10 protein-coding genes and 2 pseudogenes are annotated in these 17,098 nt (G+C 55.5%); 2 read left to right on the top strand and 10 right to left on the bottom strand.

Annotated elements, in window-relative coordinates:
- Positions 1-68: 68 nt before the first annotated feature.
- A pseudogene (locus BM261_RS03130) lies at positions 69-321 on the bottom strand (transposase); the annotation flags it as partial.
- 41 nt (positions 322-362) lie between these two features.
- Between BM261_RS03130 and BM261_RS03125 the strand changes: the two are divergent.
- The gene (locus BM261_RS03125; RefSeq protein ID WP_074895033.1) at positions 363-971 is read left to right on the top strand and encodes a hypothetical protein; all 609 of its coding nucleotides are present in this window, start codon (positions 363-365) and stop codon (positions 969-971) included.
- Between the two features lie 90 nt (positions 972-1,061).
- Here the strand turns inward: BM261_RS03125 and BM261_RS03120 are convergent, their stop codons facing one another.
- The 6 genes from BM261_RS03120 to BM261_RS03095 form a co-directional block, all read right to left on the bottom strand.
- On the bottom strand, positions 1,062-3,998 hold the full coding sequence (locus BM261_RS03120; protein ID WP_074895030.1) for a right-handed parallel beta-helix repeat-containing protein: 2,937 nt from the start codon (positions 3,996-3,998) through the stop codon (positions 1,062-1,064).
- Between the two features lie 277 nt (positions 3,999-4,275).
- Positions 4,276-5,613: a sodium-dependent transporter gene (locus BM261_RS03115; RefSeq protein ID WP_049248678.1), complete on the bottom strand. Its 1,338-nt coding sequence runs from the start codon at positions 5,611-5,613 to the stop codon at positions 4,276-4,278.
- 240 nt (positions 5,614-5,853) lie between these two features.
- Entirely contained in the window at positions 5,854-6,735 is an 882-nt protein-coding gene (locus BM261_RS03110; protein ID WP_205277210.1) for a lysine exporter LysO family protein, read from the bottom strand.
- 57 nt (positions 6,736-6,792) lie between these two features.
- Positions 6,793-7,959 (bottom strand): glycosyltransferase, encoded by a 1,167-nt coding sequence (locus tag BM261_RS03105; RefSeq protein ID WP_074895025.1) that lies wholly within the window; start codon positions 7,957-7,959, stop codon positions 6,793-6,795.
- Positions 7,959-9,365 carry a lipopolysaccharide biosynthesis protein gene (locus BM261_RS03100; protein ID WP_074895022.1) on the bottom strand — a complete coding sequence of 469 codons (1,407 nt, stop codon included), beginning with the start codon at positions 9,363-9,365 and terminating at the stop codon, positions 7,959-7,961. The genes BM261_RS03105 and BM261_RS03100 overlap by 1 nt, the downstream gene beginning before the upstream one ends.
- Positions 9,366-9,521: 156 nt before the next feature.
- Entirely contained in the window at positions 9,522-10,346 is an 825-nt protein-coding gene (locus BM261_RS03095) for a factor H binding protein domain-containing protein (protein ID WP_074895019.1), read from the bottom strand.
- 231 nt (positions 10,347-10,577) lie between these two features.
- Here BM261_RS03095 and BM261_RS03090 point away from each other — a divergent pair, with 231 nt between their 5' ends.
- A complete protein-coding gene (locus tag BM261_RS03090) occupies positions 10,578-12,158 on the top strand; it encodes a sigma 54-interacting transcriptional regulator (RefSeq protein ID WP_074895016.1) in 1,581 nt (526 codons plus the stop codon).
- Between the two features lie 229 nt (positions 12,159-12,387).
- Here BM261_RS03090 and BM261_RS03085 read toward each other — a convergent pair.
- From BM261_RS03085 to tilS, 3 genes and pseudogenes are all read right to left on the bottom strand, one after another.
- A pseudogene (locus tag BM261_RS03085) lies at positions 12,388-14,508 on the bottom strand (TonB-dependent receptor).
- A 192-nt stretch (positions 14,509-14,700) separates the two neighbouring features.
- On the bottom strand, positions 14,701-15,510 hold the full coding sequence (gene cysE, locus BM261_RS03080; RefSeq protein WP_074895226.1) for a serine O-acetyltransferase: 810 nt from the start codon (positions 15,508-15,510) through the stop codon (positions 14,701-14,703).
- A gap of 139 nt (positions 15,511-15,649) precedes the next feature.
- On the bottom strand, positions 15,650-16,951 hold the full coding sequence (gene tilS, locus BM261_RS03075; protein ID WP_083426633.1) for a tRNA lysidine(34) synthetase TilS: 1,302 nt from the start codon (positions 16,949-16,951) through the stop codon (positions 15,650-15,652).
- Positions 16,952-17,098 lie beyond the last annotated feature (147 nt).

Here is a 17,098-nt window from a genome sequence, read left to right as displayed (position 1 = left end):
CAGACGGCCTTTTTGCAAAAGGGGATGTCCGAGATAACGAGGACAAATCATGCTTTACCAATTTTATTTTAAAATAGGACAAGAACTTTTATTCCACTGCCGTTTAAACGCCACTCGCACCCCTTCAAATACAACTCAGAAATACCCTTGGGGAATACCGTTAAACTTGCGTAAATGACGTTTTGCCTGATTCCCCAAGTTCTCAATTCCGTTAATATGATTTTGTCGTTCTACAAAATATGTGCTGTGATTGATATAAAAATGACTAAATTCACTCACATCCAACATATCATAACTGCGGTAATAATCCGTACGAACAAGGGGCTGCCATAGATTAACCCTAAATACAAGATGATTAAAAGATGAAAAAAATATTTTTATTTATTACCTTGTTTTTATTGCTGCCATTATTGACTTTTTTAATTTATACGGAGATTCCTTATAGTGGGTGTTTAAATTACAAGCCAGCTAAAGAATCGGAATTTCTACGAGTCATTGATGAATTGTCTGAGGAAAATACAAGGGAATATTTATTAAAGCGTAATCTTGTTGGCGGATATACATGGAAAGATTTTGAATATAGTCCTTACGATTTTACGGCTGATGGCCGATTAGATTTTATTTATAAGGATCAAGATGAATATATATGCGATGCAGCACACGTACTGTTATCCCAAGATTATGATCAATCCCAAAAGGCATATACAATTTTATTGATGCAGCATACTTCGATTAGAGAGCATTTATACTTAGCAAAAATTGCGAATCAATCATATGGTCAAAAGATACTAACAGATAAAGAAGCATTAATTAATTTGTTTTATTCGCCAGACTTACATGGAACCGGAACAAACGCCAAATACCGATGGCTGCCGGCATGGAGAAGGGAATTCGGCAAATATGCTGAAAAAATGCTGACCGGAGAGCAATTAGAAATTATAAATAAAAGATTATTTTTTAGTGAATGGTAGAAACCTCGGGTTAGCATTTAATGATCATAAAGGCCGTCTGAAAACCGCTTGCGGGGTTTTCAGACGGCCTTTATTATCCGAAAAACGGCATTACAAAATCTGCAAGCCTTCCATACTCGGCAACACCTGATTGTTCAACGCCGCATCAGACGCATAAGACAGCGCGCCTTGATTGCCGTTGAAATCCGACAGAATGCTGCTACCGGCAAAACCGTCCGGTGAAAGCAAATCCGACAGGCTCAATTTGCTGCCGCTATCGGTCAAACCGACTTCATGGACATCGTGTTTTGCCAAAGCCAGAGTCAATTTTGCCTTATGGCTGTCCACTTCCGCCTGATATGTCGAAAGCAGCGGTGCTTTCGCGCCATTGTGCGTATTGCCGTCGGCGGATTGCAAAGCAACTTCACCGCCGGCTTTGATCAGCCAGCGCGGCCACAAACCGCCGGTATAGCCGTCCCAAGTGGTGCTGTGTAAGTGGTTGCCGTTTATTTCGGCTGTTGCCTTATGCGTGGTGTCGTTGTTGACGACGATAAAGGAATGCTGCGCTTCGCCGTTGCTGGTCAGCTCGTTACCGGAAATATCGTAATGCTCGGCGTTGCCGCGTACATAAATGGCTTCGGTTTCACCATAATTTTCTTTGCCGATTTCGATTTCATTGTCTTTAATCGTTACCGAACCGCGCAGGCTGTTAACGTGCGTTTCTTTGTCTTCGGCCACCACAATGGCGGATCGTCCGGCGGAAATTTCATCAATATGGGCTTTGTTGCCGCTGATGTTTACCGTGCCTATGCCTTCGCCCAATTCGCCCGTTACACGATTTTTGGTGTTGTTGATGACGGCAATCAGCGATTTGGTGGATTTGCCTTCCAATGTGTTATCGACAATATCGACGCGGTAATTGGTTTTACTTTCATGGTTGCGGAATTCAATGCCGAAGGTCTGCATATTGTCTTTATAAACATCCAAGCCTTTGATGGTATTGCCGCTAACGGTAAATTTACCCGGCACGTCGCTTTTGAAATCGCGGAATTGTGCATTGGTCATCAACTGGATGGCCGAATAGCCGTGGTAGATGACCTCATAGGGAAAGTTATCGCGGTTGCCGTCGTCTTTTTCCAATCGGAAATCCGCATCCTGCACGATGGTATTACCCTTAATCCTCACATCATCCATTACAAACTGGCGGTTATATACGCCGATGCCGTACAAACGGTCGCCATTGGATTGGTTGTTGGCAATGGTAATGTGGTTGCCGTCGTGGATGTCCAACCCTTTTCGGTAGTTGTGATCGGTTTTATTATTGGTAAAGGTAATACCGTGATTATAACTGCCCGCCATGGAAGCAATGCCGTAACCGGTGCCGCCGTCGGCTTCATGGCCGTTGCGTTCTAACACATTGTTATCGGCGGTAAAGTCTTTCTGATAGCCGAACATCGCCCCTGCCACCCGGTTATGGTGCAGATAGCTGTCTTCGAGACGGTTGTGTTCGCCATAAGGCAGGTGTTCGTAATCCTCATCCACTTCGCCCAGAATCCGCCGTCCCTTAAAGGTGCGCCCCGTGGCCGAATGCGGGTCTTTCTCCAAGGTTTTAGTGGAACTGAAGAACACGCCCGCCCTGTTGGCACCGGATACTTCGACCGAACGGATGGTGGTGTGGTCGGCATCGTTTACCATAATGCCGTTTACTTTGCCGAAATAGCTGTAACCTTCGCGATAAAAATCATCGGCGGTATATTTGACCGACAGATTGGCGATGGTAACGCCGTCTACGCCGTCCACCAATACGCCCGCATCGCGGCGGATGTCCATTTCGTTGGTGTTGGAATTGAACACGCCTTCCTGCACTTTGTCGAAACGAATTTCCGTTCCCTGCCCGTTCTGACTGCGGCCGACCATGCCGTCACCGAACAAGCCGCCGATATGGCCGACTTTTTTATCAATGACAATTTGGTCGGAAACGTACAGCGTGCCTTTCAAATGGACAAATACACCCTTGGCATCGGGATTGGCCGCTTTCAATGCCAAACTTTCTTTTTCCGCCGCACGCAAGGCTTCCTGTATGGCGTGCAGGCTGTCCGTTTTGCCGGTGGGATCGGTACCGAATTCGGATGCGTCTATATATTTGCCGTATACGGGATGATCATGCAGGCTATAGCCGCCTTCAGCCGTGGCCGGGGTATCCGGTTTTACATTAGGTTTGGGAGGCTCAACAGGCTTCGGCTGTTCGACTGGTTTCGGCTGTTCTACAGGTTTCGGCTGCTCGACAGGTTTCGGCTGTTCAACAGGTTTCGGCTGTTCAACAGGCTTTGGCTGTTCGACAGGCTTTGGCTGTTCAATAGGCTTTTCAGACGGCCTCTCAACCGGTTTTGGCTGTTCTACAGGTTTCGGCTGCTCGGCAGGTTTCGGCTGTTCCACCGGTTTTGGCTGTTCCACAGGCTTTTCAGACGGCTTCTCAACCGGTTTCGGTTGTTCGACAGGCTTTGATTGCTCTGCCGGTTTCGGCTGCTCGACAGGTTTTTCAGACGGCCTGTTTGTAGCCGCGGGCTGTTCGTTTTCAGGAGTTCCCCTATCGCCCTTACGCACAGCCGCGCCCAAGGCTGCTGCACTGAGGCCGGCAAACAAGGCAGCACCGCCCTTGGAAGGCATTGAAAGGAAAACAGCATCGGCAGTTTTAGCATCAGCAGTCGGAGTGAAAGAAGAAGTTTCGACCGGCTGGGGATAATCAGCAGCCGGTAGGGATTTTTGAGGAAGGTAAAGAGCTTGAGGTGGCGATGATTGATAAACGTAATAATCTTTGATAATGGCCGCCGCTTTATCCTGGACTGCAGGATGAATCAGCAAATCCTCGCCTTCCCGAGAAAACAAAACATCTTCAGGCAAACGGCCGTTTTCATCGGCCAATTGAAAGACGGTATCTTTGTCGGCTTGGAGATACAGCGGTTGCTGTTGGTTTAATGGATACTTCCGGGGTACGGATGAAGAGGAGCCATTGTCCGTATTGCGGACGGCTAAGGTGATTTCAGACATATTTTTTCCTGTAATGTTTTAAATGTACGGCTTTATCCTGCAAGGCATTTTGCCGTTTATTGATTTATTTTTTACGTTACTTTGTTATCAGCAATAGTATATAGGCAAGTCATCCTACCTCCAAGCTTTATTTTCAACCGTTTATTTTATGCAACACTCGTCATAAACCGTATCCGGATTCACTTTCACGCCAGCATGATTGGTTGTTCGGCGTACAAGACGAGGAAAGGCCGTACTGGTTTAAAGTTAATCCACTATACTTTTCAAACTATGCGCTTCAAATCCAGCCCAGCGTATTGGCAAACACCAGCAAAATCGCCACCGGCGCGAGGAAGCGCAGGGCGTTGAGCCACAGTACAATCACGGCCTGCGGCACGCTGCTGCCTTCGCGCATGTGCTCCAATACATCGCTCTTCTGCCGTATCCAGCCCACAAACACCGCCACCAAGAGCGAGCTGATCGGCATAATCAGCGCGGTAATCATGTAGTCCCACAGATCGAACAGTGTTTTGCCGAACAGCTTCCATTCGGAGAGTACGCCGAACGAGAGCGCGGAGGGGATGCCGACAATAAAAATTGCCGTGCCGATTATCCAAGTGGTTTTGCTGCGTTTGCTTTCGTCTTCGCGGATGGCGGCGGCAATCACGGTTTCCAGCATGGAGAAAGCGGAAGTGAGCGTAGCGAACACCACCAGCAGCATAAACACGGCAAACAGAATTTGCCCCAACGGCAGCTTCATAAACACGGCGGGCAGCACCACGAAAATCAACCCCGGTCCCTGTCCCGGCTCAAAGTTGAAAGCGAACACGGCGGGGAAAATCACCAAACCGGCCAACAGAGACACCAGCAGGTTCATCCACATAATACTGTTGCCGGAGCGGAATAAATCCTGTTTTTTATCCAAATAGGCGGCATAAGTAATCATGGTGGACACGCCCAGGCTCAGTGCAAAAAAGGCCTGTCCCAGCGCGGTGAGCATGGTTTGCGGCGTGAAGTGCGACCAATCGGGCTTGAGCAGGAAGGAGATGCCCGCCATCGCGCCGTCCAGCGTGAGCGAGCGCACCGCCAAGAGCAGCAGCAACACAAACAGCGCGGGCATCATGTATTTGTTGGCCCGTTCGATGCCCGCCGCGATGCCGCTTTTCACCACCCATACCGTCATCAGCATAAACAGTCCCTGATAAGCGATTGAGCCGACGGGATTGGAAATCGTGCTGCCAAACAGCGCGTTGAAATCCGCATTTTGGTGGATGCTGCCGTCAAACGCGTGCACCACATAATTCAGCACCCAGCCGCCCACCACGCTGTAGAACGACAGCAAAATAAAGCAGGCAAACACGCCCATGCGCCCGATCCACGGCCACAGGCTGTTCGGCGCGAGCGTTTTAAACGCATCCACCGCGTTTTTGCCGCTCTTGCGGCCGATATAAAACTCGGCCAGCTGCACCGGCAAGGCCACCAAGATGGTGAACACCAAAAACATCAACACAAACACCGCGCCGCCGTTGGTGCCGGCGGTATAGGGAAATTTCCAAATCGCGCCCAAGCCGATGGCGGAACCGGCGGCAGAGAGGATGAAGCCGATTTTGGACGACCAGGAAGCAGGGGTTTTCATAAATGTAATAACCTGTAAAGACCAACGAAGGGCGCGATTGTAGCAAAACAGGCAGGCGTAAATCCGCCTTGAAACCGGCGCGGTGAAATTAAGCAGGATTGCTGCACGGAACAAACCGCATTCAACCTACCGTTTTAGGAAAACGGCATCATGTGAAATAAAATTCCGTAAATTTGAAAAATTAAAAATAATATTTTAAACGAAAAGCAAAAAGGCCGTCTGAAAATGCCGTCTGCCGTTTCAATACAGCAAAGCGGTCAAAGCCGAAATCGACACCGGCGCGGCCAGCGTCAAAATAAAGCCGCTGACAATCGCGTATTTCACATATTCCGGCTCACAGTTTTCCTTCACAAACGGCAGCGCGGAATCCATCGCCGCCGCGCCGGAAAGGCCGATGGCGGCGGCAGGCTGGGTTTTGCCGAAAAAATAGAGGAATACGATGCTGAACATTTCGCGAAAAAAATCGGTCATCAAAGCCGTCGCACCCATTTCGGCAGACACCAGTTCGCCCACCATCGGCCCCGACAGGGAAAACCAGCCGAAGCCTGCCGACAGCATCAGGCTTTGGCCGAACGAATACGGCGTCAGGAGGGAAAAAGCCAAACCTGCCGCCGCCGTGGCCGCCGCTGCAAACAGGGGCAGCAGGAATACGCGCCGGTTCAGGCCGCCCAGGCGGACATGCACCAAATCCGTCCCCACCAAAAAAATCAGTAGGTACAGAACCTGCGTGCTGCCGATTACGCCTTCCAAAGTACCGTGCGGCAACAGGCGGTAGGCCGCCACGCCCGCTGCAAACGCCGCCACGGCTTTGAGACAGCCGAAAAAGGGCGGCCAAAAACTGCCCGACGGTGCCGCCCTGCCGCCCTTACGGTACAGCAGCGCGGCGGTAAAGGCGGCAATCAGCGAGGAAAGCAGCAAGGCGCGTTTCACGACATCCGCACCCAAAGCCTTATCGGTAAAAATGCCGCCGAATTCCGCCCCCATCAAAAACAGCAACAGCAGCACCACGGCCGACAATGGTTTGAGCATCTGCCGCAAAACAGACGGCGGCAGGATTTTCCCCACTGCAAAACCGAGCAGCAGCAAACCCGACACCGATAAAACAGGCAAGAGGGAAGTCATGATTTGTTCTCACTTATTTAAATGCCGATGCAGGATGAGGCCGTCTGAAAGCTTTATTTACTGTGCCAAAACCTGCGCGTAAACCGCTTTCAGACGGCCTGTTACCGCCTGTTCGCCGAATTCTTCCAAACAGGCGGCGCGCAGGGCTTCGGCCGGATAGCGCGCGCGGTTTTCCGCCATTTCCAGCAGGGCTTCGGCCAAGGCTTCGGGCTGTTCTTTCGGCACGAGCAGGCCGTTGTTTCCGTTCACTATGCCCTCCGGCCCGCCGCAGCGGGTGGCGATGACGGGCAGGCCTTGCGACAAGGCTTCGATGAAGACCACGCCGAAGGTTTCGTTGCGGCTGGCGAGTACGAAAGCGTCACTGCCGCGCATCAGCCGCAAAACCGCGCCGTTATCCAACGCGCCGAGGAAATCCACCGCCGCATCAATTTTCAGACGGCCTGCCTGACGTTTCAAAGCCGCCTCTTCCACGCCGCCGCCGCCGATTTTCAACCGCAAATCCGGCCGTTTTTCCAGCGCGCGGGCGAAGGCGTCCAGCAAAACGTCGAAGCCTTTGTTACGGTTCAAATGCGCCACCGAGCAGAAAGTAAAGCCGTTTGAGGCCGTCTGAAAACCCCTTTCGGGCAAAGGTTCGCAAAACGCCGCGCCCAGTATATTGGGCAGATACCGCCATTCCGAGCCGCCGTATTCGGAAGCCAGCAGGCGGCAGAAATCGGGGCTGACGGCAAACCGTGCCGCCGCGCCGTCCGCCGCCGCCCGCATGGCTTCGCGCTGCCACGGCCTGATTAAGCCGCGCGCATAAGTGCTGCTGTGCTCGGTGATGACGTAGGGAATGCCGTGCCGCTGCGAGATGCGGTGCGCAAGGATGCCGCCGTGATTGACCGCATGGGCATGCAGGATGTCCGGCCGCCCCTGTTCGGCCAGATAACGTTCGAACAGGCGCATTCCGGCCGCTACCCAGCGTTCGCGGTCGAGATACGGGATGCGCGGGAAGAAATAAACGCTGTGGCGCGTATAGGTGGGAATCGGGCCGTCTGAAAAACATTCCGTCCCGTAACGGCCCGAGAATATTTCGCGCAGGCGGCGCGGCGAACGGAACAGCGGCGCAACCACGCCGACGCGCAAACCGGCGCGTTGCAATGCGTGCGCCTGCTGGCGGAAGAAGATGCCGTCCAAAGATGACGGCGTTTCGGGATACCACGAAGGCAGCAAAAGGACGTGCATTATCGGTTATTCCTTGTTTTCAGACGGCCTGCCAAACGGCGGTAACGCCAAGCCAATGCCGCCAAACAAACCAGCCACACGGCGGCGAAATAAGGATACAGGCCGTCGCCGCAGGCCGTGTACGCCAGGCAAACCGCCAAACAGGCGGCTGTCGTGCCATAAAGCGTGCCGCGCGGCAGCGGCTGCCACAAGCGGGCGGACAATTCGGTTTTCAGGGCGAAAAACAGCCAAAACGACACCGCCGTCGCCATCGCCGCCCCGCGCGCGCCCCACAGCGGAATCCACAGGTTCAGCAGCAACAGGTTGCACAACAGCGCGGCCAGCGAAATCAGCGGCACCGGCCAATTCCGCTTGCTGACATGGATGCCGATGCCGCTGACTTCGGTCAGCGTATAAAGGAGCGGAAACAGCAGCGACGACAGCAGCACGAACTGCACCGGCGCATACTGCGGCGGCAACAGCAGCGTAACCGCAGGCGACAGCAGGCCGGCCAGGCACACAATCGCCGCCGCCGCGTCCGTCATCTGCCGCGCCACCGCCGCCACCTTCGCCGTATCCCCGCCCTGCGCCACCCACTTGAACACCATGGGCGACCAAACGGTGGAAAACACGCTTTGAAACACCATCGCCGCCGCGCCGAAACTGACCGCCATCGAATACACGGCCAATTCCTCCAAACCCGCCAAATCGCGCAACAGCCAGCGGTCTATCGAAGTAAACGTCCAATAAATCAAACCGCCCAAAGCCAGCGGCAGGCCGTACTTGAGGCCGTCTGAAAGCTGCCGTGCGTCAAACGGCGCACGAAACGCGGCGGCGCACTCATGCCGCGTCTGCCACAGCAACAACCCCGCCGCCGCCCACTGGGAGGCCACATACACCGCCGCCAACACCCAAATATCCGCCCGCGTGCCGAAGCAGGAAACGGCCGCTACCGCCGCCAACACCAATAGCTTGGGCAGCAGTTGGCTGAAAGAAAAGGCCAGCGCGCGCTCCTGCATCCGCAAAATCAGCGACAGATAGCGCACCGGCAGCAAACCGGCGGCAAACAGCAGGCACAGCAGGCTCAAAGTCCCGTCGGCCAAACCGAAAATCTTTTCAGACGGCATCTCGGGCGCAAACAGCCAAACCGCCGTTGCGGCCGCAACCCCCAAAAGCAACGGCGGCCAGGCTAGGTTTTTAAACAAAGCCGCCTGCCGCCCGCCGCAATGGTGGAACTCGCGCACATAAGCCTGATCCAGCCCCAAGCCCAGCACGATTAAAGCCAGCGAGGCCGCCGTTTGCAGCAGCACGATGCGCCCGATGTCGCCGCCGGCAAAATGCCACGACATCAACGGCAGCGTCAGCAGCCCGGCGGCGGCACTGCCGACCGGCCCCAAGGCATAGGCCAGGAGTTTGTTTCGATTCATAAAGGAAATGGCGGGAAGAAACCGGAAAGCCGCACATTATAGCGGCTCGCAACAAAAACGATACGGCGGTACTGCCGCCCCGTTATCCGAAAGGCCGTCTGAAAACCTGTTTTACGGTTTTCAGACGGCCTTTGCTGTATTTCAAACCGTCAAAGATTATTTCTTCTGCGAACCGCCGAAGCCGATCTGTTTCGAATTGCCGCCGTTGCTGAAATACGCGCTGCCGGCCAATTCGTCGGCTTGGGGGCCGTACAGAGTCAGGCCGTAACTGCCGCCGGTCAGGCCGCTTGACACCGCCCTGCCGCCGTCCACGCCCACCGTGCCGTCAGGACGGGCATGCAGCCTGTGGTTTTCCAACGTAACCTTGTTCACACCTTTCAGGCCGGTAATGCTGCCTTCGCCGGTTTTCTTACCGAAATCGATGGTGTAGTCCAATTTGCCGTTACGGTCGTCGCCGCCGGCAAAAGCCAAGCCTTCATAACGGATTTTACCGCTCGGCAATTTGTCTTCCGTCGTATGTGTGCCTTGGATGGTATTGACTTCGAATTTGGTATCGACGGGACGGATGCTGCCGTCGGGATATTTTCCGCCCGCCGGATGCCTGCCGGCCACCACGGAATAATTTTGCTTATAGATGAGCAGCTCGCCGTTTTCCTTGGTTTGGTCGGCATGATTGAGTTCGTACTCCAAACCCGTTATTTTTCCCGTTTTTTTATAACTGATGTCGATTGTCTCACCCTTGCGGTAAGTCTTGACCCGGTCGGCGCCGCTTTTTTCGCTGTCGGTAATGGTGATGGTGTCGTTTTCAGACGGCAGCAGGCTGTTTGTCTCGCTGCTGCCCACGGTCAGCCGGTTGAACTGCCCTTTGACTTTCGGATTCAGCGGATCGGTTATCGCACCTGCCAAACCGTCGGCAGTCCGACCGCAGCCGGCCAGCATTAAAGAAACGGCAATCACGCTAAAAAAATACTTTTTTTTCATAACACTATCCTTATTCAAACACCACAATGCAACGTTATTATTGTAACATCATCCCGTCCTGCTTACGGGCTTCGGCATCAAATAAGACAATTTGTCCAAACAACAATCTGATAATAAATAAAAAATAAGTTTGTAAAAATCAAGACACCGCACTCCCGCCTGCAACTGCCTTTCAGACGGCCTGCATTTTATTTACAATACCGTTTGAATGTTTACATTACGAAACACGATATGACTTCAAGATCACAAACCGACCGCCGCGACTGGCGGGCGCAGGAAATGCTGCTGCTGCAACAAGTCATCCAAAACCTGGGCAAAGACGGCGGCGCGCACCACACCGCCCTGAAAATCATGCTGCAACTGATGAGCGAATTTTTCGGTTTGAACCAGGGGCGCATCGTCCTGCAGCACATCGACGACGAAAACGCATCCATACGCTACGCCTACGGCATGTCGCCCGAACAAGTCGCGCGCGGCGTATACGCGCCCGACGAAGGCATCACCGGCACCGTATTGAAACATGCCCACATGATTGTGGCCGACGACGTGCGCAACGACCCCCTGTTCCTCGGCCGTACCGTCCTGCGCGAAGACATGCCGCCCGAACAAACCATGTTCATCGCCCTGCCGATAGCCGCACACAACCGCACCTTCGGCGTACTCGCCTGCCTGCGCGCCCGCTACAGCCCCCGCCCGCTGCACGACGACGTCTCCCTGCTGAAAATCCTGTCCACCCTGGTCGGCCAACTGCTCTACATCCACGAAAACAACGAAGCGCACACGCAAAAACTGCAAAGCCAAAACCAAAAACTCAAACAAACCCTGCAATCGCACAGCCGCCGCTACGGCATCGTCGGCTCGTCCGCCCCGCTTTTGAACGCCGTGAGCGAACTCGAACGCGTGGCGCACAGCAACGCCAACGTTTTGCTGCTGGGCGAGAACGGCACGGGCAAGGAAATGTTCGCCCGCACCCTGCACACCGCCGGACGGCGCGTCGGCCAACCCTTCATCAAAGTGGCCTGCAACGGCGCGGACAACGACACCCTCGGCCGCGAAATCTTCGGCCAAGGCGAAGAAGGCGGGCTGCTCGAACAGGCCGACGGCGGCACGATATTCTTCGACGAAATCGCCGCGCTGGACGCAGACCTTCAAAGCCGCCTGCTGCACGTTCTGCAAAACAACGCCGTACAACGGCTGGACGGCGGCAAAGCCCGCAACATCAACGTCCGCATCATCACCGCCACCACGCGCGACCTTGCCGCCGAAGTGGAAAGCGGCCACTTCGACCCCGACCTCTACTACCGCCTCTACGTCGTCCCCATCCACCTGCCCACCCTGCGCGAACGCCGCAGCGACATCCCCGAACTCGTCGCCTACTTCATGCACCGCATCAACCGCGAAACAGGCAAAAACGTCAATCTGACCACCGAAGCGGTGGAACAACTGCAATACTATTCTTGGCCGGGCAACGTCTTCGAACTCGAGCGCTTCCTGCATGAGCTGGCCAAACAAAACGAAGGCAACATAGCCGACGAACATCAGGTTTGGCAGCTGCTTAACCAACAATCAGGCAAACCTGTTCCCGCCGTCGCCCCTAAGCCCGCCCAACGCGCCAAAAACGCCGGCTTCGCCGTTCAGGGCAACCAAGCGCGGCCGTACCTCCAAGCCGACTCCCATTCGCTGGAAAAAATCGAAGAAACGCTGGCCTACTGCCGGGGCAACAAAACCCAGGCCGCCCAAATGCTCGGCCTCTCCACGCGCCAGCTTTATTACCGGCTGGAAAAGCTGAAAAAGGAAAAAGAAGGGCAATAAACCCCGCCGGTTCCGACAAAAGGTAAATACGGCATGGAGGCCGTCTGAACATTTTCAGACGGCCTCCATACCGTATTTTTTGCCGCTTTATTCCGATTTGGCCCATATGAGCCGGACACGGCACATTGGAATCAGGAATGGCGGCCGTTATCGGCCATTAGGCTTTAAGGCCGTCTGAAAGCTGCATCTGCCGTTTCAGACGGCCCCAACCTATCGGTGGCGGCAAGGATTAGAAACTGTAATTCACCCGCGCCGTATAAGTGCGCGGCGCGCCGGGCATGGCGTCGGAACGCCAGTATTTTTGATTGAACAGATTGCCGACGGCGAAAGTGAGGTTCAGATTTTTGCGGTTCCAGCCGAGCATGGCATCGATACGGGCGAAACCGGGAAGCGTGGTGGTTACCTTTTGGCTGGAGTTGTAGCCGTAGCGTTTGCCCGTACCGGTTACGCCGATTTCGCCGTAGAGGTTTTCAGTCGGCGTGTAACGGAAAAACAGGTTGCCGGTAACGTTGCTGGTGTTTTCCAAATGGATGCCCACGCGGTTGGGATTTTCCTTGTCTTCAACCACTTTCGCCTGCATTACGCCCAACGATCCGCGCAGGTAGAGTTTTTTGGGGATGATTTGTCCGATGGCGGACAACTCCACGCCGCGCGAACGGTGTTTGCCGCCGACTGCCCAAGTATAGGGATCATTTTGCGCGTCGGGGCGGTAGCGGATATTGAAGCGTTCGATTTGGTAGGTGGACAATGTGGTGCTGAGGCGGTCGTCCAGCCAGCTGCTTTTGACGCCGGTTTCGTATTGGCGGGTGTACTCGGGGTCGGCGTTGAACACGGCGGCAGACGAAGTGTCGATACTCAAATAGCCACCGCGTCCGCCATAAGGCGCGAAGCCTTTGTTATACGAGGCGTAGAGCGTGTGGGCGGGCGTTACGTTCCACACTGCGCCGATGTTGGGGCTGAACGAGTGGCCGCTGTATTGGCGGCTGCTGCCGGTGAGTTTGTTTTCGGAATTAAAGGTGTATTTGTCGTAACGGCCGCCGAGGACGAATTTCAAATCGGGCGTAGCGGAGAAGATGTTTTGCACGAAGATGCCGTAGGAGTCGGCTTTGTGGCGGTTTTGGGTGAGGACGGGTTGCAGCCTGCCCGAGGCCGGCCAGCTTGCGCGGTCGTAGGGGTTGATGGAGGCGGAAAAGGCGCGGCTGAAACCCAATGTCGGGTTGCGGTGTTCGCGGCTGTAATCCATGCCTACGGTCAGGTGGTTTTCAAAACGGCCGATGGTGTAGTCGCCGTTTAGCGTGAAATTGGACGACAGGGTTTTGTTGTCGGTCTGCTGCTAGGCGTAGTTGCGTTTGATTCGGCTGCCGTTTTCGCTGTCTGCATAGAAATGGTCGAAATCCTGCGCCGCCGTGCGGTGGGCGAGTTGCCATTGGGCGCGCCATTTGTCGTTGAAGGCGTATTCGAGGTCGGAACGCCAAACTTGCAGCTTGTCTTTGACAAAATCGTTCCGGTGGGCGAACCCCATGCGGTAAGGCAGTCCGAATCGGTCGTACACGGACTTGGTCGGGCTGCGGTCGGGCGTGCGCTCCACATTGTCGTAGGTGTATTGCCCCGTCCATTTCAAGCCGTTGTCGAGTTTGACGGTAATGCTGGGCGAAACCATGGCGTTTTTGCTGTCTATGCCGCTGCGGAACGAATTGGCGCGCCCGACTTCGCCGGTGAGGCGGATGGCGACGTTTTTGTTCAGCACTTCGTTGATGTCCATATTCAGGCTGCGGTTTGCCCACGATCCGTAAACTGCACCGATGTTGCGGCTTTGTTTGAAGTTGGCGTATTTGCTGACCATGTTGATGACACCGCCGCCGTTGGTGCGGCCGTAAAGCACGGAAGACGGACCTTTCAGGATTTCCACGCGCTCGATGTTGGCAGTGCTGCGGCGCACCTGACCGCTTTCGCGTACGCCGTCGCGGTAAATATCGGATGCGTCGGCTTGGAAGCCGCGCAGGAAAATGCTTTCGCCGCGCATATCGTAGGCAGCGTCGATGCCGGCATTGCCTTCGAGGATGGAACTCAAATCGTTCGTACCGTAATTTTTGTTTTTCTGGATATTGAGCGTATCGACGGTTTGCGGCGTTTCTTTAATGAGCTGGCCGTTGCGGGTAACGGCGGCTTCGTCGTAGTTGATGTAGCCTTTGAGTACGCTGGTGTCGGACTGTCCGACCACGGTAACGGTGGGCAGCGTGGCGGTGTAGTGTTCGCCGTCGGCTGCACCAGCGGCCTCGGTATCGGCACAAGCGGGGAAGGCGGCCGCCAAAAGGGCGGGAATCAGGGCGGGGCGGATGTATTTTTTCATAAAAGGCTCATTGATATTTGACGGGCGGATTGTAATCAAAATACATCCAATCTTAAAATATAACTATTCCTAGTTGCCTTTATGCGTGGAGGATGGTTGTTTGAACACAACAAAATAGCAATAGGCCGTCTGAAACTGCAAATCATGCTTTCAGACGGCCTCAAGGTTTTACCGCTTACCGAACGGACAGGTTCAAATATAGAAATCCTGATTCATTTCCTCATAAAAATTCTGATTCATTTCCTCCGCCGGTTTGGCACGCGATTTGTTGCCGACCACGCGGGCGGGCACGCCGACGACGGTGCTGTAGGCGGGCACGTCCGCCACCACCACGCTGCCCGCGCCGATTTTCGCGCATTCGTTCACGCGGATGTTGCCCAACACGGAAGCGTTCGCGCCTATCATCACGCCGTCGCCGATTTTCGGGTGGCGGTCGCCGCCCTCTTTGCCCGAACCGCCGAGGGTTACGCCGTGAAGGATGGAAATGTCGTTGCCCAAAACGGCGGTTTCGCCGATGACGACGCCGGTGCCGTGGTCAATCATAATCCCCTGCCCGAAACGGGCGGCCGGATGGATATCGACGCCGAACACTTCGGAAGCGCGGTTTTGCAGGAAATAGGCCAGCGTTTTGCGCCCTTCCTTCCACAGGCAGTGGTTGATGCGGTGCGCCTGAATGGAGTGGTAGCCTTTGAAATACAAAAGCGGCAGGCAGTATTGGTCGCAGGCCGGGTCGCGTTCGTAATAGGCGGTGATGTCGGCGCGGACGGCTTCGCCGATGGACGGTTCTTTTTCCAGCGCGTGCAGGTAGAGTTCGTACAGCGTGCGCATATCCATGGTCGGATTGGCCAGCTTGCTCGATAGGTGGAAGGCCAGCACCCGCTCCAAACTGTCGTGCCGCAGCACGGTCATGTGGAGAAAGCTGGCCAGCATAGGTTCTTCCGCCGCCGACTGCTCGGCTTCGTTGCGTATGGTCTGCCACAGGTTGAAATCGGTGTTTTCCATTTTCAGACGGCCTCTGTTGCGTAAAAGCGGCGATTGTAGCCGAAAGTATGCACCCATGTGCAAAAGGCTGTCTGAAAACGTGAAATACTGTTTCAGACGGCCTTTACGTTTATGGCGGATAAAAATAAAAACACCCGCCTCATCGGGGCGGCACAAACCGCATCAACGGCTCCCAGCAGGGCAGCAGGCCGTCTGCAACCGCCATGCGGCTGTCGGCACGGATGCCGGCGACGGCGAGGCAGCGGTTTTCGGCATCGGCGACAATCGGCCACAGCGGGCGGGCAAACGGCGGCACGCCCGCTTCCTGCAATATCTGTTTCGGCTTTTTCCGCCCGCCGGACGTGTGCAACAAGTCGCCGCTTTCGGCCGTGCGAATGCGGACGGTTTGTTCCAGCGCGGCATCGGGCAGGCCGTAGGCGGCGCGGCGCAACTGCCAGCCGCCGCCGAGTTCTTTCAGACGGCCTGTCTGCGGCGCAGCACGGCATTGCGCCTGCCAGTCGGGCGGCAGGAAATACAGACGGCCTGCGGCGGCGTGGACGGTTTGCTGCGGAAACTTCCATTCCGCGCCGCCCTGCCCGAGGTTCATCAAAATCCGCTCGAAGTCGTGCAGGGCGGCTTTGCCCGCCGAAACGCCGTGTCCGGCCAGCAGGCGGCGCAAAACCTGTCTCCGGCGGGCGGGCGGCAGGGTGCGCCAACGGGCGGCATCGAACAGCCCGCCGCTTTGCACGGCCGCTTCGTCCGCCGCCGCCGTTTCTTCCAACACGGCCAATTCGTCCTGCAACAGCCCGATGCCGGACAGGATGTGTTGATCCAACTGCGGCAGTCGGGCGCGCCATTGCGGCAGGCCGTCGTTGCGCAGCCAGTTGCGCAGATAGTCGCCGCTTTCGTTGCTGGGGTCGCACACAAAAGCCAGCTTGTGCCGTTCGGCATAGGCTTCCAGCTCGGCGCGGCCGTAAGGCAGCAACGGCCGCCACAGCAGGGTGCGGCGGTTCAGCGGGCGCACGGCGGGCATGGCCGACAGGGCGCGCAGGCCGCCGCCGCGCAGGGCGGCAAGCATAAAGGTTTCCACTTGGTCGTCGGCATGATGGGCGGCGGCGAGTACGTCGGCTTCGGTTTCGCCGAACACGCGGTAACGCGCCTGCCGTGCCGCCGCTTCGATACCGAGGCCGTCTGAAACGACATCGACTTTTTGCCAGCGCAGCGGCACGGCGAGGCGGGCGCAATAATCGCGGCAAAATTCGAGCCAGCCGTCGGCTTCGTCCTGCAAACCGTGGTGGACGTGGACGGCGGTGAGTTTGATGTTCAGACGGCCTGCCAGCCGCGCGAGCAGGTGCAGCAGGACGACGGAGTCGAGGCCGCCGCTGAGCGCGGCTTCGATGTGGCGTGCATGGCGCAGGCCGTCGGGCAGGGCCTGGGCGGGAAAGTCATTTAAATCGTGCATGGAATCAAGGGGCGGCGTATTGCCTGATTGTTTTTTGTAGCGGATTAAATATAGGAAATACCGGCCATTCTCATACCCGCGCGGGCGGGAATCCGAGCCGTCGGGTCGGCAGCCTTCTCAATCCGTTCCGGAAAACCAAAGCTACGT

It is taken from the genome of Neisseria elongata subsp. elongata, from assembly GCF_900113545.1.
GTDB classification, from domain to species: Bacteria; Pseudomonadota; Gammaproteobacteria; order Burkholderiales; family Neisseriaceae; genus Neisseria; species Neisseria elongata.
This window is presented reverse-complemented; position numbering and strand designations above follow the sequence as displayed.

Excerpts from the sequence above, each read along its gene's own strand:
- BM261_RS03125 (WP_074895033.1), top strand. The coding sequence starts at position 363 with ATGAAAAAAATATTTTTATTTATTACCTTGTTTTTATTGCTGCCATTA.
- BM261_RS03120 (WP_074895030.1), bottom strand. The coding sequence starts at position 3,998 with ATGTCTGAAATCACCTTAGCCGTCCGCAATACGGACAATGGCTCCTCT.
- BM261_RS03115 (WP_049248678.1), bottom strand. The coding sequence starts at position 5,613 with ATGAAAACCCCTGCTTCCTGGTCGTCCAAAATCGGCTTCATCCTCTCT.
- BM261_RS03110 (WP_205277210.1), bottom strand. The coding sequence starts at position 6,735 with ATGACTTCCCTCTTGCCTGTTTTATCGGTGTCGGGTTTGCTGCTGCTC.
- BM261_RS03105 (WP_074895025.1), bottom strand. The coding sequence starts at position 7,959 with ATGCACGTCCTTTTGCTGCCTTCGTGGTATCCCGAAACGCCGTCATCT.
- BM261_RS03100 (WP_074895022.1), bottom strand. The coding sequence starts at position 9,365 with ATGAATCGAAACAAACTCCTGGCCTATGCCTTGGGGCCGGTCGGCAGT.
- BM261_RS03095 (WP_074895019.1), bottom strand. The coding sequence starts at position 10,346 with ATGAAAAAAAAGTATTTTTTTAGCGTGATTGCCGTTTCTTTAATGCTG.
- BM261_RS03090 (WP_074895016.1), top strand. The coding sequence starts at position 10,578 with ATGACTTCAAGATCACAAACCGACCGCCGCGACTGGCGGGCGCAGGAA.
- cysE (WP_074895226.1), bottom strand. The coding sequence starts at position 15,510 with ATGGAAAACACCGATTTCAACCTGTGGCAGACCATACGCAACGAAGCC.
- tilS (WP_083426633.1), bottom strand. The coding sequence starts at position 16,951 with ATGCACGATTTAAATGACTTTCCCGCCCAGGCCCTGCCCGACGGCCTG.